This is a genomic window from Rhodobacter capsulatus SB 1003 (assembly GCF_000021865.1).
Taxonomy (GTDB): Bacteria; Pseudomonadota; Alphaproteobacteria; order Rhodobacterales; family Rhodobacteraceae; genus Rhodobacter; species Rhodobacter capsulatus_B.
In genome coordinates this window covers 2,337,542-2,355,424 of the sequence record NC_014034.1, presented here as the reverse complement: position 1 = coordinate 2,355,424, position 17,883 = coordinate 2,337,542, and the positions used below count along the sequence as shown (strand labels likewise).

18 protein-coding genes are annotated in these 17,883 nt (G+C 67.7%); 8 read left to right on the top strand and 10 right to left on the bottom strand.

The genetic code is table 11. The features are described from left to right. Window position 1 precedes the first annotated feature (1 nt). On the bottom strand, window positions 2-1,063 hold the full coding sequence (locus RCAP_RS10805) for an ABC transporter ATP-binding protein (protein WP_013067892.1): 1,062 nt from the start codon (window positions 1,061-1,063) through the stop codon (window positions 2-4). 326 nt (window positions 1,064-1,389) lie between these two features. Here RCAP_RS10805 and RCAP_RS10800 point away from each other — a divergent pair, with 326 nt between their 5' ends. Then, window positions 1,390-2,781, top strand: a complete 1,392-nt coding sequence (locus tag RCAP_RS10800; protein ID WP_013067891.1) for an aspartate aminotransferase family protein — start codon at window positions 1,390-1,392, stop codon at window positions 2,779-2,781. Between the two features lie 24 nt (window positions 2,782-2,805). Here RCAP_RS10800 and RCAP_RS10795 read toward each other — a convergent pair whose 3' ends face one another. The 3 genes from RCAP_RS10795 to RCAP_RS10785 form a co-directional block, all read right to left on the bottom strand. After that, window positions 2,806-3,468: a GntR family transcriptional regulator gene (locus RCAP_RS10795; protein WP_013067890.1), complete on the bottom strand. Its 663-nt coding sequence runs from the start codon at window positions 3,466-3,468 to the stop codon at window positions 2,806-2,808. Window positions 3,469-3,530: 62 nt separating this feature from the next. Continuing rightward, entirely contained in the window at window positions 3,531-3,869 is a 339-nt protein-coding gene (locus tag RCAP_RS10790; RefSeq protein WP_013067889.1) for an AzlD domain-containing protein, read from the bottom strand. Continuing rightward, entirely contained in the window at window positions 3,866-4,558 is a 693-nt protein-coding gene (locus RCAP_RS10785; protein WP_013067888.1) for an AzlC family ABC transporter permease, read from the bottom strand. Before RCAP_RS10785 ends, RCAP_RS10790 begins: the two co-directional genes overlap by 4 nt. A 199-nt stretch (window positions 4,559-4,757) precedes the next feature. Here RCAP_RS10785 and RCAP_RS10780 point away from each other — a divergent pair, with 199 nt between their 5' ends. Further along, window positions 4,758-5,648, top strand: coding sequence for a bestrophin family protein (locus RCAP_RS10780; protein ID WP_013067887.1), 891 nt, complete (start codon window positions 4,758-4,760; stop codon window positions 5,646-5,648). Window positions 5,649-5,881: 233 nt separating this feature from the next. On the opposite strand, the gene RCAP_RS10775 is transcribed toward RCAP_RS10780, so the two are convergent. The 3 genes from RCAP_RS10775 to RCAP_RS10770 form a co-directional block, all read right to left on the bottom strand. After that, window positions 5,882-6,511, bottom strand: coding sequence for a DUF1638 domain-containing protein (locus RCAP_RS10775; protein ID WP_013067886.1), 630 nt, complete (start codon window positions 6,509-6,511; stop codon window positions 5,882-5,884). Continuing rightward, window positions 6,508-6,675 (bottom strand): hypothetical protein, encoded by a 168-nt coding sequence (locus tag RCAP_RS19625; protein ID WP_013067885.1) that lies wholly within the window; start codon window positions 6,673-6,675, stop codon window positions 6,508-6,510. Before RCAP_RS19625 ends, RCAP_RS10775 begins: the two co-directional genes overlap by 4 nt. Before the next feature lie 113 nt (window positions 6,676-6,788). After that, window positions 6,789-7,487 carry a corrinoid protein gene (locus tag RCAP_RS10770; protein WP_013067884.1) on the bottom strand — a complete coding sequence of 233 codons (699 nt, stop codon included), beginning with the start codon at window positions 7,485-7,487 and terminating at the stop codon, window positions 6,789-6,791. 166 nt (window positions 7,488-7,653) lie between these two features. On the opposite strand from RCAP_RS10770, the gene RCAP_RS10765 reads away from it, so the two are divergent. Beyond that, window positions 7,654-8,760, top strand: coding sequence for a PA0069 family radical SAM protein (locus RCAP_RS10765; RefSeq protein WP_013067883.1), 1,107 nt, complete (start codon window positions 7,654-7,656; stop codon window positions 8,758-8,760). 97 nt (window positions 8,761-8,857) lie between these two features. Here the strand turns inward: RCAP_RS10765 and bmt are convergent, their stop codons facing one another. The 3 genes from bmt to RCAP_RS10750 form a co-directional block, all read right to left on the bottom strand. Beyond that, window positions 8,858-9,874 (bottom strand): betaine--homocysteine S-methyltransferase, encoded by a 1,017-nt coding sequence (gene bmt / locus RCAP_RS10760; RefSeq protein WP_013067882.1) that lies wholly within the window; start codon window positions 9,872-9,874, stop codon window positions 8,858-8,860. Between the two features lie 69 nt (window positions 9,875-9,943). Continuing rightward, on the bottom strand, window positions 9,944-11,962 hold the full coding sequence (locus tag RCAP_RS10755; RefSeq protein ID WP_013067881.1) for a phosphatidylglycerol lysyltransferase domain-containing protein: 2,019 nt from the start codon (window positions 11,960-11,962) through the stop codon (window positions 9,944-9,946). 217 nt (window positions 11,963-12,179) lie between these two features. After that, window positions 12,180-12,494, bottom strand: coding sequence for a DUF1476 domain-containing protein (locus tag RCAP_RS10750; protein ID WP_013067880.1), 315 nt, complete (start codon window positions 12,492-12,494; stop codon window positions 12,180-12,182). Window positions 12,495-12,723: 229 nt separating this feature from the next. Here RCAP_RS10750 and purC point away from each other — a divergent pair, with 229 nt between their 5' ends. From purC to RCAP_RS10725, 5 genes are all read left to right on the top strand, one after another. Further along, window positions 12,724-13,485, top strand: a complete 762-nt coding sequence (gene purC / locus RCAP_RS10745) for a phosphoribosylaminoimidazolesuccinocarboxamide synthase (RefSeq protein WP_013067879.1) — start codon at window positions 12,724-12,726, stop codon at window positions 13,483-13,485. A 181-nt stretch (window positions 13,486-13,666) separates the two neighbouring features. Continuing rightward, complete coding sequence (purS, locus tag RCAP_RS10740; protein WP_013067878.1) at window positions 13,667-13,906, top strand: phosphoribosylformylglycinamidine synthase subunit PurS; 240 nt, start codon at window positions 13,667-13,669, stop codon at window positions 13,904-13,906. Between the two features lie 69 nt (window positions 13,907-13,975). Further along, window positions 13,976-14,644 (top strand): phosphoribosylformylglycinamidine synthase subunit PurQ, encoded by a 669-nt coding sequence (gene purQ, locus RCAP_RS10735; RefSeq protein ID WP_013067877.1) that lies wholly within the window; start codon window positions 13,976-13,978, stop codon window positions 14,642-14,644. 45 nt (window positions 14,645-14,689) lie between these two features. Beyond that, complete coding sequence (locus tag RCAP_RS10730) at window positions 14,690-16,489, top strand: sensor histidine kinase (RefSeq protein WP_013067876.1); 1,800 nt, start codon at window positions 14,690-14,692, stop codon at window positions 16,487-16,489. A 3-nt stretch (window positions 16,490-16,492) separates the two neighbouring features. Further along, entirely contained in the window at window positions 16,493-17,818 is a 1,326-nt protein-coding gene (locus tag RCAP_RS10725) for a sigma-54-dependent transcriptional regulator (protein WP_013067875.1), read from the top strand. The last annotated feature ends 65 nt before the right edge of the window (window positions 17,819-17,883 follow it).

Here is a 17,883-nt window from a genome sequence, read left to right as displayed (position 1 = left end):
CTCATGTCCTCAGCATCTGCGCGGCGCCGGGCATCGGCACGACGCCGACCCGGTCGCCGACGGACAGACCGATATCGCCGCTCGCCGGGCTTTGCAGCCGCGCCGTCAGCGCCGTGCCATCCGACAGCGCCATGTGGCAATGCGTGTCGGTGCCGAAATAGACCAGATCACGCACCGTGGCGGCCAGCGCCCCCGCGGTCTCGGGCGCGACCAGCCGCAATTGCTCGGGCCGGATCGCCACGGTGACGGGGCCGTGCAGCACGCCCTCGACCGCGATCAGATCGCCCGTCGTCAGCCGCGCGCCGCCGGTTTCCCCCACCGCATCCAGAAAATTCGTCTCGCCGATGAAGGCGGCGACGAAGCGGTTGACCGGATGGGTGTAAATCTCCTTCGGCGTGCCGATCTGCTGCACCTTGCCCGCGCTCATCACCGCGATGCGGTCGGACATCGTCAGCGCCTCTTCCTGATCATGCGTGACGAAGATGAAGGTGATCCCGGTTTCATGCTGCAACCGCTTGAGTTCGATCTGCATTTCCTTGCGCAGCTTGAGATCGAGCGCCGACAGCGGCTCGTCGAGCAGCAGCACCTTGGGATGCGGGGCCAGCGCCCGCGCCAGCGCGACCCGCTGTTGCTGGCCGCCCGAGAGCTGGGTGATCTTGCGCCCGGCCATCGCCTCAAGCCGCACCAGCGCCAGCATCTTCGCCACCGTCTCGGCAATCTCGGCGCGCGGCTTGCCCTGCATCTTCAGCGCGAAACCGACGTTTTCCGCGACACTCAGATGCGGAAACAGCGCATAGCTTTGAAACACCGTGTTGATCGGGCGCCGGTTCGGCGGCAGCACGGTGACATCCTCGCCATCGAGCAGGATCGTCCCGGCGCTGGGCATTTCAAACCCCGCAAAGAGCCGCAGCAAAGTCGTCTTGCCGCAGCCCGAGGGGCCCAGAAGCGTGAAGAATTCGCCCGGCCGGATGTCGATCGAAACCGTGTCAAGCGCCCGCACCGCAAAGTCGCCCGTGCCGAAAGCCTTCACCAGATTGCGCGCCGAGATGATGGGAGCTGCCACGCCGGATCCTTTCGGATTTGATCATATTGGGTCGAGTGTTGTGGCGATCCGCCGTGCTGGCAAGGGTTTCTTGCGGGCGCCGCGAAATCCTTGATCGAACGCACATATTTTCATCATCTGCTGCTGCGCGACGCGGCGGGCCACTCGCGCCGTGGTTGCGGACCGGGGTTTTTCTCGAATCGATGCTCCGGGCGGGGGGGGCGCAGAGAGCGGATTGACCTTGCCCTGAAATTTGATCATATTTTCGAAAGGGGCCGGAGGGCCCGGCTGCGCCACCCCGGCGTGATCTGCCGCAAGGGCGGCACCCAGACCGGAAAGGACAGAGGATGTTCGAAAATCACCTTCCCACCGCGGAATTGCAGGCGCTGGACGCCGCCCATCACATGCACCCGTTCACCGATGGCGACGGTCTGGCGAAGAAAGGCGCGCGGATCATCACCAAGGCGAAAGGCGTCTGGGTGACCGACAGCGAAGGCGCGGAAATCCTTGACGGAATGGCCGGGCTCTGGTGCGTCAACGTCGGTTATGGCCGCGAAGAGCTGGTCGAGGCGGCGGCGCGGCAGATGCGCCAGCTGCCGTTTTACAACACCTTCTTCCAGACCTCGCATATCCCGGCGATCCAGCTGGCGAAGCGTCTGGCAGAGCTTGCCCCGGGCGATCTGAACCATGTCTTCTTCAACGGCTCGGGCTCGGATTCGAACGACACCAACATCCGCATGGTGCGGCGCTACTGGCAGGCGCTGGAAAAGCCCGAAAAGAATGTGATCATTTCGCGCTGGAACGGCTATCACGGCTCGACCATGGGGGCGGCCAGCCTCGGCGGGATGAAGGGCATGCATGCGCAGGGCGGGCTGCCGATCCCGGGCGTCGTGCATATCGACCAGCCCGACTGGTGGTCGGAGGGCGGCGATCTGACCCCCGAGGCGTTCGGTCTGGCCCGCGCCCGTCAGCTTGAGGAAAAGATCCTGGAGATCGGCGCCGAAAACGTCGCGGCCTTCATCGGCGAGCCGGTGCAGGGGGCGGGCGGCGTGATCGTTCCGCCCGCGACCTACTGGCCGGAAATCCAGCGCATCTGCCGCCAATACGACATCCTGCTGATCGCCGACGAGGTCATCACCGGCTTTGGCCGGACCGGCAACTGGTTCGGCTGCCAGACCTTCGGGATCACGCCGGACATCATGACGGTGGCCAAGGGTCTGACCTCGGGCTACATCCCGATGGGCGCCTCGATCGTCTCGGACAGGGTCGCGGCGGTGATCAACGGCTCGGATGAATTCGCGCATGGCTACACCTATTCGGGCCATCCGGTCGCGGCCGCCGTCGCGCTGGAGAACCTGCGCCTGCTGGACGAGGACGGCATCGTCGCCCGCGTGGCGGCGGAAACCGCGCCTTACCTCAAGGCGAAATGGGAAGGTCTGGCGGCGCATCCCTTGGTGGGCGAGGCGAAGATCGTCGGCATGATGGGCTCGATCGCGCTGACGCCGAACAAGGAAACCCGGGCCAAATTCGCGTCGAAATCCGGCACGGTCGGCTATATCTGCCGCGAGCGCTGCTTTGCCAACAACCTCGTCATGCGCCATGTCGGCGACCGGATGATCATTTCGCCGCCTCTGGTCATCACCCCCGCCGAAATCGACATCCTGATCGCGCGGGCGTTGAAATCGCTGGATGAAACGCTGGTGCGGATCAATGCCGAGGGGCTGAACCAAAGCGCCTGAGGCGATCTTGTGCAGCCCGGCACCTCAGCCGGGCTGCGCCTCGATCAGCAGCTCGCGGACGTTTTCCATCCCCTGCAGGATGTCAAGCCTTATCGCCTCGGCCACGCCCGCGGGATCATGCGCCCGCATCGCCGCAAGCGCCGCCTGATGCATGTCGGGCAGGTTCGAGGTGCCAAAGCGCCCGCACATCACCCGCAGCGCCGGGGCAGAGCGCAGCCAAAGCGCCTCGACCACGGGCAGGATCACCTCGGTGCCCGCCAGCGCGTAAAGCGTCATGTGAAAGCGGTGGTTCTGCACCATGTAGTGATGCGTGTTGCCCGTGGCGATGGCGGCGGTATGGGCGGCGTCGATCGCCGCCAGCGTCTCGATGTCTTGCGCCGTGGCGCGTTCGGCGCCCCGCCGCGCCAGCTCGGGCTCCAGCGCATTGCGGGCAAAGATCAGCTCGTCGACCTGCGCCACGCGCAGCACCGGCACGGTGACGCGGCGGTTGTCGTGAAACTGCAACGCCCCTTCCGAGGTCAGCCGCCGGATCGCCTCGCGCACCGGGGTCACGCCCGCATCCAGCCGCGAGACCAGCCCCTGAATGGTGACCGGATGGCCCGGCGCCAGATCGCCCGACAGGATCAGATCGCGGATGCCGCGATAGACGCTCAGATGCGCGGGTTGTTTCGGGGCATGACTGTCCACGGGGATCCTTTCGGCGGCGGGCCGGGGCAGGATAGCGGGTTTTTGCCCCCCGCGAAAGATGATCAAATTCCCGGGGTGCCCAGCCCGGCGAAGGTGGCAAGCCCGCAGGCCGCCGCGCCCGCAAGCGTCGCCAGCACGACCGAGCGGCGGGCAAACCAGACGGCCAGCACCGCGGCCGTGCCCAGAAGAAGCGGCAGGGGGGCGGTGCCCGGGCTTTGCAGCATCGGCAGCACCGAGGCGGTAAAAAGCGTCGCGATCGCCGCCGGGCCGGTGGCGGCAAAGAAGCGCCGCAGCGGGCCGTCGGCGGCGCCCTTGGTCAGCGGCAGTTTCGTCGGCACGACGCGAAAGGCCCAGGTGGCAAGGCCGGTCAGCGCGGCAAGGGCGAGAAGTTCGGGTCTCATGCGCGGCCTTTCTGCAGGGTTCCGGTGGCGGCGCCCGCGGCGATGCCCGCCAGAATGCCCAGCGTCGGGCTGAGCGTCAGGCTGCCCAGAACCGTCGCGCCGATCGCCACGGCGACGGGGCCAAGCTGGCGCCGCTCGAGGATCGAGAGCAGCAGCGCCAGAAACAAGGCGGGCAGCATGAAACCGAGCCCCGCATCCAGCGCCGGGAAGGCCTTCAGCGCCTCGCCCCCGGTGGCGGCGCCGACCGCCGTGCCCGCGATCCACGACAGATAGGCGCCAAGGCCAAGCCCGCCGATGAAGCCCTCGGAAAAGCGCTGCCCGCGGGCAAGCGCGCCAAGGCTTGCGCCGAAGACCTCGTCGGTCAGGCACCAGCCCCAGGCCCAGGAAAACCGCGTGCTGGCGGCGGGGCCCGCCTTTTCCAGAAGTGCCGGGCCATACATCACGTGGCGCAGGTTCATCGCGGCCAGGGTGGCGGCCGAAACGAGGAGGGGCGCGCCGCTGCTGACCAGCGCCAGCGCCAGAAACTGCGCCGCCCCCGCGAAGATCACCCCCGAGAACATCACCGCCTCGGCCGGGCTGAGGCCTGCGCGGATGGCCGCGACGCCGAAGGAAAAGGCGATGGGAAAATACCCCAGGATCAAGGGGATGGCGGCCAGGGCACCGTCGCGGAAACGGGGGGTGTCGGTCATGCGTTCCTCGCGTCGTGGCGGCGCCGGTCCGGCCGGACGCCCGCGGTATAAGGAACGACGGGCGGCAAATCAATCGCCTCTGCTCAGGATTTGGGCAAAGGCGCGGGCTCGCGCATTCGTGCGGCGCCGTGACGGGGCGTGGTCTTGCGCCGCGGGGGCGATGCGGCCCAAGAAGGGCAAAGCCTTGAAAGGACAGCCGATGATCCTGCGCGACAAGCCCAGCCCCCTTGATCTTGCCTTCGCGCTCAAGGGCTCGATCGTGCCCGCGGTGGTGCGGCCGGTGGCGGTCGTCGCGGTGGCGGCGACGCTGCTGACCGGGCTTGGGCTGCGCTTCGAGGTGCTGCCGGTGGTCGATCCGGTGGCGGTGACGGTCTTTGGTCTTGCCCTGTCGCTGTTTCTGGGCTTTCGCAACAACGCCGCTTACGAACGCTGGTGGGAGGCGCGCAAGCTCTGGGGGGGATTGCTCGCCGATCTGCGGATGCTGGCGCGCGAGGCCGAGCTGTTCATCGCCGATCCCGTCCTGCGCGCCGCGGTGCTGCGCGATGCGCTGGCCTTTGCGCATCTGCACCGGGCGCGGCTGCGCGAGATCGCGGCCGACCCCGAGGCGCTGCGCCATGCGCCCGATCTGGCGGGCACGCCCAATCCGCCCTGTGCGGCGCTGGACCGGCTGACGGCGCGGCTGGCGGCGGCGCATCGCGACGACGGCCTCGACGGCTTCGGGGCGCGGGCGCTGTCGCAGCGGCTGGCCGCGATCACGCTGGCGCAGGCGGGGAACGAACGCATCGCGGGCACGCCCTTGCCCTTTGTCTATTCGCTGCTGATCTATCGCACGATCTACATTTATTGCCTGCTGCTGCCGGTCGCGCTGTTTGCGGCGGCGGGCTGGCTGACGCCGGTGATCGTGGCGATCGTCGCCTATGTGTTTCTGGGGCTGGCCGAAGTGTCCGAGGAAATGTCGCATCCGTTCGGGACGGCGCCGAATGCGCTGCCGCTGGATGCGATCTGCCGCGCGATGGAGATCAGCCTGGCCCCGCATCTGGGCGAAGCGGCGCCCGAGCCGCTGGCGCCGGTGGAGTATCTGCTGAGCTGAGGGGACCTGTTCCGGCCGAGGCCATCGCCGAGGCCCTGCGCGACATCTCCCCCTGTCCGGCCGCGGCCCAAAGGCCGCCGGCCAGCGCCCGCCCCGCCCATGGCGGGCGCTTCTCGCCCGCCGGGACGGGCGCCGGCCTCTGGTGCGCTTGGGGATGACGGCCCGGCGGCACGCGGCGCGCGGTCGGGCGGGGAAAGGCAGTGCCTTTCCTGATCCGCCCGAAACCGGGGCGGTCAAATCCGCGCCAGCTCCGCCGCCAGATCGCCATAGCCGGTGAAGCGCCGCTCAAAGGCAAGGCCCAGCTTGGCCGCACAATCCGCGGCCTTGGCCTCCAGCGCCGCATCCTCGGTCTGCGCCAGATAGACCAGCTTTTCGTAATTGCCGAACATCATCGGAATGAGGCTTGGGTGCCGGTCGAAGCCCATCGGCCGCCAGACAAAGGCGTCAAACTGCCGGACCAGAAAATCGGTCAGGTAAAAGGCGGTGATTTCGCTGTCCGCATGGGCGGCAAAGCGGTCGTTGCCCTCGAAGAACGCATAGCAATGCGGCCCGGGGATCAGCGCGACGCCAAGCCGGGCGCAGGCCTCGGCCAGCTGTCCGCCGGTGCCGCAATCGGCATAGACGACATGGATGGCCTGATAGGCGGCGCGGTGCTTTTCGACCGCCGCCACCACCGCCGCGGTGATCCTTTCGGGCCACAGATGCAGGTTCGCGGGCAGGCAGGTCAGATCCAGATGATCCCAGCCATTCACCGTTTTCAGCGCAAGGATCTCATGCGCCAGCGCCCCGCAGGCGATCAGAAGCACGCGGCCGCGTCCCTCGGGGGGCAGCCCGGCCTCGGTCAGCCCGCGGTCAGAGATCATTCCACCCGCGCCAGCATCCGGATCAGGCCCGCGCCGATCAGCGCGCCCAGACCCAGCACCGCCAGCGACAGCCCGGACTGCACCGCCAGAAAGATCGTCAGCCCCGCGGCCGCGATCACCGCAAGGAGCATCATCAGAAAATGGGGAAGGGGCATCGGCTGCATCGGTCATTCTCCATTCCTCTCATATGGGGGCGCGGGCGCAAAAGAAAAGGCCCCGAACCGGGTCGGGGCCTGTCGTCCGCTGTCGGAAAGGCTCCGGCGCCGATCTGCCAGCCTCAGGCGTTCATCTGGTTATGCTTGCGCGCCACCATCGCCTTGGCCATTTCCACCGTCACGGCGGCGTCGCGGCAATAGGCATCGGCGCCGATCGCCCGCCCGAATTCCTCGTTCAGGGGCGCACCGCCGACCAGAACGATGTAATCGTCGCGGATGCCCTTTTCCTTCATCGTGTCGATCACGACCTTCATGTAGGGCATGGTGGTGGTCAGCAGCGCCGACATGCCAAGGATATCGGCCTGTTCGCGGTCGAGCGCATCGAGATAATTCTCGACCGGGTTGTTGATGCCGATATCGACGACCTCGAAGCCCGCGCCCTCCATCATCATCGCCACAAGGTTCTTGCCGATGTCGTGGATGTCGCCCTTGACCGTGCCGATCACCATCTTGCCCATGCGCGGGGCCCCGGTTTCCGCCAGCAGCGGCTTCAGGATCGCCATGCCGCCCTTCATCGCATTCGCGGCCAAGAGCACTTCCGGCACGAAGAGGATGCCGTCGCGGAAGTCGTTGCCGACGACCGTCATGCCCGCCACCAGCGCCTTGGTCAGGACGTCATAGGGCGTCCAGCCGCGGTCGATCAGGATGTTGACCGCTTCTTCGATCTCTTCCTTGAGGCCGTCGTAGAGGTCGTCGTGCATCTGCTGCACAAGCTCTTCATCGTCGAGTTCCGAAAGGATGATGTCGTCTTCATCGGCCATGGCTGTCTCCTGCGGGTGCTTGCTTTTGTGATGCGGAAAAAAGGCTTCGATTACTTGCCGTTTTGCGACATGCGCCGGTCCGTCCCCGACGCGGCGTCGCTGTCCGCAGAACGGACCCCGGGCGAATCTCTTGCGAAATGTTCCCATTTCGTTCTAATTTTCGGCCATGATGCACGCTCTGCCCCTGCCGCTCGACCTGCCGCCTGCCGATCCGCGCCACCGCCTGCGCGCGCGGGGGGCGGCTGCGAATCCGGTCGGCCGGTTCGAACCCTATGCGCGGATCGTCGAGCCCGACGGCTGGGATCTGGTCGAGGACGCGAAGCTTCTGCGCACCGAGGTCAGCGTGGAACGGCCGAAATCGGTGATCACCCGGAACCAGAGCCCCGACGTGCCCTTCGACCGCGCGGTGAACCCCTATCGCGGCTGCGAACATGGCTGCATCTATTGCTTCGCGCGGCCGACGCATGGCTTTCTGGGCCTCTCGGCGGGGCTTGATTTCGAAACCCGGCTGATCGCGAAACCCGAGGCGCCCGATCTTCTGGCGCGCGAGCTGTCGAAACGCGGCTATGTGCCCGCGCCGATCGCTCTGGGCACCGCCACCGACCCCTATCAGCCGATCGAGGCGGACTGGGGCCTGACCCGCGGCCTTCTGCAGGTGCTCAGCGATTTCAACCATCCGCTGCTGCTCACCACCCGCGGCGCCGGGGTGCTGCGCGATCTTGACCTGCTCGCCTCGCTGGCGAAACGCAATCTCGTGCATCTGGCGGTGTCGCTGACGACGCTTGACGAGGATCTGGCGCGCAAGCTTGAACCGCGCGCGCCCAGCCCCCAGACCCGGCTGCGGATCATCCGCGAGGCCGCGCGGGCGGGCATTCCGGTGCGGGTCATGGCCGCGCCGATCATTCCCGGCCTGACCGATGCCGCGCTTGAAGCGATCCTGACCGAGGCGCGGCGCGCGGGCGCCCGCGCCGCCGAGATGATCCCGCTGCGCCTGCCCAACGAGGTCGCGCCCCTTTTCGCCGACTGGCTGGCGCGGCATTACCCCTTGCGGGCGGAAAAGGTGCTGAACGCGATCGCGGCCTTTCGCGGTGGCAAGCTGAACGACCCGCGCTTCACCACGCGGATGGAGGGCGAGGGCACCGAGGCCGAGCTTCTGGCCCGCCGCTTCGAGGTCTCCTGCCGCCGTCTCAGCCTGGCCGCCGCGCTGCCGCCGCTCGACCGCACGCGCTTTGCCGTGCCCCCCCGCGCGGGCGAGCAGCTCGAACTGTTCTGACACCTGCGCCTCCTGCGGGCCAAGGATGCGTATTTGAGCCAAGAAAAAACCCATCGGCTTTTTCTTGGTCAAAATACGCTCTTTTCAACGGGTCGGATCAGCCGCGACGGCGACCGCGGCGCTCGCGGGCGGGGCCGCCGTCATCATCGCCGGTGCCATCCGAGGCCGAGGAGAAGGCGCCCAGTTTCGCAGCGATTTCCTCGAGGCTCGGGCGCGGCCCGCGCGGGCGGGTGGACAGGGCCTCGTGCATCGCCTGCAGATGCACCGGCATCGTGCCGCAGCAGCCGCCGATGATCGTGGCCCCCGCATCGCGGGCGAGGCAGGCGTAATCGCCCATCAGTTCGGGCGTGCCGTCGTAATGGATGTGGCCGTCGTGGTATTTCGGGATCCCCGCATTGCCCTTGGCGATCAGCGGGCGTTCCGTGCCGGTGGCGACAAAGCCCATCAGCGTGCGCAGCAGATCCGCCGCGCCGACGCCGCAATTGGCGCCGAAGGCCAGCGGCGGGTTCGGCAGTTTTTCCACCAGCGCCGCCAGCTGCGCCGAAGTGACGCCCATCATCGTGCGCCCGGCAGTGTCGAAGCTCATCGTGCCGCACCAGTCCATGCCCGCAAGGCGGGCAGCTTCGGCGGCGGCCTTGTATTCCTCGGGCGCCGAGATGGTTTCCACCCAGAGCACGTCGGCGCCGCCCTCTTTCAGGCCCTCGGCCTGTTCGTGGAAGATCTCGACCGCCAGCTCATGCGTCAGCGTGCCCATCGGCGCGAAGATCTCGCCCGTCGGCCCGACCGAGCCGCAGACGGCGACCGGACGGCCGGCCTTGTCGGCGACATTGCGGCCGATTTCCGCGGCGATGCGGTTCAGCTCCCGCACCCGGCCCTGCGCATTGTGCAGCTTCAGCCGCGCCGAATTGCCGCCGAAGCTGTTGGTCAGAAACAGGTCCGATCCCGCCTCGACCGCGAAGCCGTAAAGTTTCGCGATCCGGTCGGGGTGCTCGACGTTCCAAAGTTCCGGCGGCTCGCCCGAGCTCAGCCCCATGTTGAAGAGGTTGGTTCCGGTCGCCCCGTCGGCCAAGAGCCAGTCGCGGGATTTCAGCAGGCGGGAAAGCGTGTTGGTCATCGGGTTTCTCCTGAACCAAGGTCGGCCTTTCCCTGCCACGGGGCGGGGAAAAGTGCAATTTCCTTTCGCTCAGGACGCGCGTGAAACGAACACCGGATCGGTGGCAAGCGCGGGGCCGGTGTCGAGCTCGATTTCGGTCTCGGCCGCGGCGGCGCAGCCGGGCAGGGGGGCCGGGCGGTGGATGGCGCGGGCGATGTCGGCGGCGGCCAGCATCAGCGCCGCGGGCGAGGGCGCGGCGATGTAGCGGGGCGACAGCTGCGGCGCGAATCCCATCTTGAACTGGCGCAGACCGGCGGCGCCCTTGCCCTTTTCGGCCCGCCGCCACAGCAGCGCCGCCGGTCCCGCCGTGTCCTCGGCGCGCGGCGGCAGGGCGGCGAGCGAGAGCCGCCGGGCCCCGGCCCGGGCCGCCTCGGTGATCGCGGTGGCGATCAGCGCCTGCATCGTGCCATCGGGGGCATCCGCGGCCGGGCGCATCAGATCGAGCCCCCATTCCGCCGCGGTGACATGGAAACTGGCAAAGCCGACCAGACGCCCCGTGCCGTCGCGAGCCAGCAGAACCTGCTGCGCCGAGACGTAATCCGCGGCGAAACGGCCCATCGAAAAGCCGCGTTCGCCGCCATGCGCCACCGCCCAGGCGCGGGCAAGCCCGGCCATTTCGTCAAGCGGCAGCAGGCCGAGGGCGCGGGTGACGCGCAGGCCGGATTTCTCGGCCTTGCGCAGCTTGCGCCGCAGCCCGGCGCGGGCGGGGGTGTTCAGATCGAAGCGGGCGGGATCAAGCCAGACCTCGGTCGCGACCGGGGCGATGACCCAGCCCGCCGCCCGGGCCCGCGCCGCGACGCGGGGGGAAATCTTGTAAAGGCAGGCCACGCGCCCTTCGGCCCGGGCCGAGCTGCGCAGCCGTTCGAGCAGCACCGGCACCGGGGTCGCGCCGAACGGGTCGAGAAGCCCGGTCAGGGTGCGGGCGCCGCGCCCGACCATCCAGCCGCCGGTGCCGCAATCGCCGGGCAAAAGCCCGTGTTCGCCCTGCCGCAGCAGGCCAAGTTCCGCCTGCGGCCCCGCAAGCGCACGGCGCAGCAGCGGCTTTGGCGCCTCGGCGGGCAGCAGCACCGTGCTTTTGCGCAGCACATGCGCCGGACGCAGCGCCACCAGCGTGATCGCCGCCAGCGCGGGCAGGCCGTAATAGACGATCCGCCAGGCCAGAATCGCCGCGATCAGCTCGGGCTGGGCGGTGCCGGGCAGAAGGGTGATCAGCGTGATCTCGAACGGGCCGACGCCGCCCGGGGTGTTCGACACCAGCCCCGCGCCCTGCGCCAGCAGGAAGGCGGGATAAAGCGTCAGGAAGGAAAGCGGCTCGGTGCCGGGCAAAAGCGCCCAGAGCGCCGCGGCGGCAAAGGCGGTGTCAAGCGTCGCAAGGGCCAGGATCCGCCCCATCACCGCCAGCGGCGGCAGCCGCAGGGTGAAGCGGCCGAGCCGCAGCCCCTCGGGCAGAACGAGCGTCGCCAGCGCCAGCCCGCCGCCCAGCACGAGGCCCAGAACCGCCAGCCCCTGCACCGCCAGCACCGGCAGATGCTGGTGATCGACCGGCGCGACCAGCAGCACCGCCGCGGTCAGCACCGACCAGCCCGCCAGAAAGGTCGCGGCGACGGTGGCGGTGATCTTGCTGGCCTGGGCGAGAGAGGTGTCGGGCAGCATCCGCCAGCGCACCAGCGCCCCCGAGACCAGCCCGAATCCGATCGTCTGCGACAGCGCGATCGCGGTCCAGCCGCCGCGACGGGCCGGGCCGGGCGCGGTGCCGGTGCCCAGCGCGCGGTGGATCAGCGCGTCATATTGCGCCAGCGCCGCAAAGGATGCGACGGTCGCCGCCAGCGCCAGACCCCAGGACAGCGCATCGACCCGCGTCAGCGCCGCCAGAATCGCCGCCCCGTCAAAGCTGGCCAGCTTGTCGCGCAGCACCCACAGGAACACCGCGACCAGCCCGAGGCCCAGCGCCTGCTTGCGCGCCGCCGCGCCGATCCGCATGCCCTCGGGCAAAACCAGGCCCCGTGCCGCAAGCGCGGCCGCAAAGGCCGTTTCCGTGTCTTTGGACATGCTGCCTCCCCGAAGATGCGCAACCGGAAGGATGCGCGCCAAGGGTTAGCAAGCGGTGAAAAGTCGCAGCTTTCCCGCAGATTTGGTTGCCGGCGCTTAACCATCCGGGGCGGGGCGCCGAAAACGAAAACACCGAAAACGAAAACACCGCGCCTTCGCGGGGAAGGGCGGTGCGAAGGATCCGGGGCGCCTTGCGGCGCCCGCGGCGGTCCGGGTTTCAGCCCGCGCTGGCGAGCTGTTTCATCGCCTCGGCCATCGATTTCTGCAGCTCGGCCCGGATCGTCGCCTCGTCGGCCTTGCCCGCCAGATCGGCGACAAGCTTGCGCACGACATCATCCTTGCCCGCCTCTTCGAAATCGGCGGCCAGAACTTCGCCCACATAGGCGTCCAGCGCGGCCTCGGTCTTGCCCAGAAGCCCCGCCGCCCATTGCGCCAGAATCTTCACCGACCGGGCCTCGGCCTTGAAGCGCAGATCGGCATCATGCGCGAATTTCGCTTCGTAGGCATGTTCGCGATCGTCGAAAGTGGTCATGGTTCCCCCCTAGGTCAGTCTCTCGCGGCAGATATGGGTTCAACGGCGCGCGGCTGCAAGGCTGATTCCGCCCCTCGCGACGCGGTTGCGCGCGCGTGACGCGCGCCAAATGGCGCGGATGCGGGGGCGCGACCGGCTTTGCCTTGCGGGAAGGGCGCTCTTGCGCTAATGGGCGCGAAGGCAGTGACCGTGTGCCCCGCACGGCCACCCGTTCGATATTGGAGAGCCCATGGCACCGCGTCGCAAGAAAATCTACGAAGGCAAGGCGAAGATCCTTTACGAAGGCCCGGAGCCGGGAACGCTGGTGCAGTATTTCAAGGACGACGCGACCGCCTTCAACGCGCAGAAGAAAGCGACGATCGAGGGCAAGGGCGTGCTCAACAACCGGCTGTCGGAATTCTTCATGACCGGGCTGACGAATGTGGGCATTCCGAACCACTTCATCCGCCGTCTGAACATGCGCGAGCAGCTGATCCGTCAGGTCGAGGTCGTGCCGCTTGAGGTCATCGTGCGCAATTTCGCCGCCGGGTCGATCTCGAAGCGGCTGGGCATCGAGGAAGGCACGGCGCTGCCGCGGCCGATCGTCGAATACAGCTACAAGAATGATGCGCTTGGCGATCCGCTGGTGCCCGAAGAATACATCATCGCCTTCGGCTGGGCGAACCAGCAGGATCTGGACGATATCGTCAGCCTGGCGCTGCGGGTGAACGATTTCCTGTCGGGCGTGTTCTTTGGCGTCGGCATCAAGCTGATCGATTTCAAGATCGAGATCGGCCGGATCTGGGATGGCGATTTCATGCGGCTGATCGTGGCCGATGAAATCAGCCCCGACAGCTGCCGTCTGTGGGATGTGAAGACGGGGCAGAAGCTCGACAAGGACGTGTTCCGGCGCGATCTGGGCTCGCTCACCGACGCCTATACCGAAGTGGCGCGGCGGCTGGGCGTGATGCCCGCCAATGCGACGCCGATGAAGCCGACGCTGATCAACTGATCCGCGGTTGCAGGAGCGAAGGGGCGGTCCCGCGGGGCCGCCCTTTTCGTTTGGCCCGCCAATCTGCGCCCGCGCCATGCGCCATCGCGCTTGCCCGAGGCCGGGGGCTTGGGCTATCAGGGCCGAAACGGACGGGTGCGGCCACCTGTCGAGACGCCAGCCCCAAGCGAGGAGATCCCGGATGAAAGCCCGTGTGCATGTGATGCTGAAGGATGGGGTGCTGGACCCGCAAGGCGAGGCGGTGCGGCATGCGCTTGGCCATCTGGGCTTCACCGGCGTCGAGGCGGTGCGTCAGGGCAAGGTGATCGAGCTGGATCTGACCGCGACCGACCGGGCTGCGGCGGAAACCGAAGTCAAGGCGATGTGCGAGAAACTTCTCGCCAATACCGTGATCGAGAAATACACCGTCGAGATCTGCTGAGGGCGCCGGGGGCGCTGCCCCCGGACCCCCGGCGTATTTGAGCCAAGAAAAAGCAGGAGCCCTTTCGCGATGAAAGCCGCCGTCATCACCTTTCCGGGGTCGAACTGCGACCGTGACCTTGCCGATGCCTTCGCGAAAGCGGGCGCCGAGGTGGTGCGGGTCTGGCACAAGGACACCGAAATTCCTGCGGGAACCGATGTGATCGGCGTGCCGGGGGGCTTTTCCTTTGGTGATTATCTGCGCTGCGGCGCCATCGCCTCGCGCAGCCCGATCGGGCAGGCGGTGGTCGATTTCGCGGGCCGCGGCGGCCATGTGATCGGGATCTGCAACGGCTTTCAGGTGCTGACCGAAATGGGTCTGCTGCCGGGGGCGCTGATGCGCAATGCCGGGCTGAAGTTCCGCTGCCGGGCGCAGCGGCTGCGCGTGGCGACCACGGACAGCCCCTTTACCCGCGGCTATGCGGCAGGCGCCGAGGTGACCTATCCGATCGCCCATCACGACGGCAATTACGTCCTGGATGCCGAGGGGCTGGCGCGGCTTGAAGGCGAAGACCGCGTTGCCTTCCGCTATATCGACAATCCGAACGGCTCTACCGCCGATATTGCCGGGGTGCTGAGCGAAAACCGCCGCGTGCTGGGGCTGATGCCGCATCCCGAGCGGGTGGTGGAAGAGGCGCAGGGCGGCACCGACGGGGCGGCGCTTTTCCGCGCGCTTGCGGGGATGCTCGCGGCGGTGTGACCGCCGCGCCTTGTTGGGGGCGGCGGCTTCGCCTAAAGTCGGGCCATGACCGCCCTTGCCCCGCGCCCCGATCTGCTTGCCGCCTCCGAGGCCCGCCGCCGCCTGCGCCGCATGGCCTATCGGGCGCTTGCCGGGCTGATGCTGCTGGCCACCGTCGTCGGCGTCTGGTTCACCAACACCTGGCTGACCGAGCGTTTCACCGAAACCACCCGCATGCGCACCGAGCTGCGGCTGGCGCTTTATTCCGGCAACATCCTGTCGGAACTGCAGCGCACCTCGGTCGTGCCGCTGTTGCTTGCGCGCGACCCTGAACTGACCAAGGCGCTGGGATCGGGGGATTTTTCCACCACCTCGGGGCTTTTGATCGCGGCGCGCGAAGAGGTGGGCGTGGCCTCGATCCGGCTTTTGGACCTGCAGGGCCGGGTGATGGGGGCGACCGACCGCAACGTGCTGGGCACCGTCTTCAACGACGCGCCGTTTTTCGTCGATGCGCAGCGCACCCGCGAGACCGTGTTCTCGGCGGTCGAGGGGGTGACGGGGGCAAGCGAATTCGTCTATTCCCGCGCCGTTCTGGCCGATGGCAAGCTGGTCGGCGTGATCGTCGTCGGCGCCGATCTGGCGCGCTATGAACGCGCCTGGGCGGGGATTTCCGATGCCGTCGCGGTGATGGACAGCGCGGGCAAGATCGTGCTGGCGACCGAGCCGCGCTGGCGGGGCCTGACGATGGAAGAGGCTTTGGTGGCGCGGTCTGCCCCCTCGGCGATCGAGCGCGCGCTGCAGGCGACGGCCGATTGGGCCAATGATCCGCCCGATGCCTGGGTGCTGGGGCAGGCGGTGATGCGCACCGAGGCGCGGGTGCCGTTTCGCGGCTGGCGGATGGTGGCCTTTACGCCCTATTCGTCCGTCCGCGACCGGGTGAATGCGGTGATTGCCTTGGAAATCATGGGCTTCGCCATCCTTCTGGCGCTCGGGTTTTATCTGATTTCGCGCCGCGCCAAGGTGCAATCGGCGGTTTACCGGCGCGAGTCGGCCGAGCTGCGGGCGCTGAACGCGCGGCTCTCGCGCGAGATTGCCGAGCGCGAGCGGGTGCAGAAGGACCTGTCCTTGGCCGAACAGACGCTGGAGCAAAGCTCGAAACTGGCCGTTCTGGGCGAGATGTCGGCGGCGGTCAGCCATGAGCTGAACCAGCCGCTGGCCGCGATGAAGACCTATCTGGCCGGGGCGAAGCTGCTCTTGCAGCGCGAACGCGTGCCCGAGGCGCTGTCGTCCTTTCAGCGCATCGACGATCTGATCGAGCGGATGGGGGCGATCACCCGGCAGCTGAAATCCTATGCGAGGAAGGGCGGCGATGCGATCGAGCCGGTCGATCTGCGCGCGGCGCTGTCTTCGGCGCTGGCGATGATGGAGCCGCAGCTGAAGGCGCGCACGGTGAAGATCGTGCGCAACCTGCCGCGCGGCGCGGTGATGGTGCAGGCCGACCGGATCCGGCTGGAACAGGTGATCATCAATCTCTTTCGCAACGCGCTCGATGCGACCAAGGGCTTGCGCGCGCCGCGCATCGAGATCACGCTGGTCTCGGAGGAGGAGGTGGCGGTGCTGACGCTGGCCGACAACGGGCCGGGGCTGACCGATCTGGAAAAGCTCTTCGAGCCGTTCTGGACGACGAAGAAACCGGGCGAGGGGACGGGGCTGGGCCTGGCGATTTCCTCCTCGATCGTGGCCGATTTCGGCGGCCGGCTGACGGCGCGCAATGGCGAGGGCGGCGGCGCCGTCTTCGAGATGCGGCTGCCGCGGCTGATGGCAAGCAGACAGACGCCCGCAACAGGGCGCAGGGGGACGGAGTAGATCATGGCACGGATGATGAAAGTGGCGATCGTCGATGACGAGGAAGACATCCGTCAGTCGATCGGGCAATGGCTGGCGCTTTCGGGCTTCGACACCGAGACCTTTTGCAGTGCCGAAGAGGCCTTGAAGGTGATCGGGACCGATTGGCCCGGGGTGGTGATCTCCGATATCCGCATGCCGGGGATGGACGGGATGACGTTTCTGAAGCGGCTGATGGGGCTCGACAGCGGGCTGCCCGTGATCATGATCACCGGGCATGGCGATGTGCCGATGGCGGTCGAGGCGATGCGGCTGGGCGCCATGGATTTCATGGAAAAACCCTTCAACCCGGACCGGATGACGGAACTGGCCAAGCGCGCGACGCAGATGCGGCGGATGACGCTCGATGCCCGCGCTTTGCGCCGCGATCTGGCCGAGGGGTCGGCGGTGGTGGGCAAGCTGATCGGGGTTTCGCCCTCGATGGAGCGGCTGCGCGAGGATGTTCTTGATATCGCGCAATCGGACGGGCACGTGCTGATCGATGGCGAGACCGGCACTGGCAAGACGCTGGTGGCGCATGCGCTGCATGCGGCGGGCACGCGGGCGGGGAAGAAATTCGTCACCATCAGCTGTGCCGCCTATACCGAGGAAGCCTTGGCCGAGAAGCTTTTCGGTCCGGTGGCCGAGGGGCTGCCGCTGGTCGAGGAGGCCCGCGGCGGCACGCTGGTGCTGGAGGATATCGAGGCGCTCTCGACCGGGTTGCAGGCGCGGCTTTTGACCGTGCTGAACGAACAGGGCACGCCCGCCGAAACCCGGGTGGTGGCGATCTGCAACGCCCATGGCGAGGGGCGCACGCTGGAAGACGTGCTGCGCCCGGATCTGTTCTTCCGCCTTGCGGCGCACAAGCTGACCCTGCCGCCCCTGCGCGCGCGCGGCGAGGATGTACTGACGCTTTTCACCCGGATGACCGAAGCTTTCGCCGATGATTACGGCTGCGAGCCGCCCGAGGTCAGCGCGCAGGAAGCCGCGCAGCTGCTGCAGGCGCCCTGGCCGGGCAATGTGCGCCAGCTGATCAATGTCGCCGAACGCGCAGTTCTGCAGGCGCGGCGCGGCTCTGGCTCGATTGCGTCGCTGCTGATGGCCGAGACCGACGAGGCCGGCACGGCGATGACGACCGAGGGCAAGCCGCTCAAGGAATATGTCGAAAGCTTCGAAAAGATGCTGATCGACAACACGATGCGCCGTCACAAAGGCTCGATTTCCGCGGTGATGGAGGAATTGTGCCTGCCGCGCCGGACGCTGAACGAGAAGATGGCGAAATACGGCCTGAGCCGCGGCGATTACACCTGAGGCGGAGAGGGGGCGCTGCCCCCTCGGCCTGCGGCCTCACCCCCGGGATATTTTCGCCAAGGTGA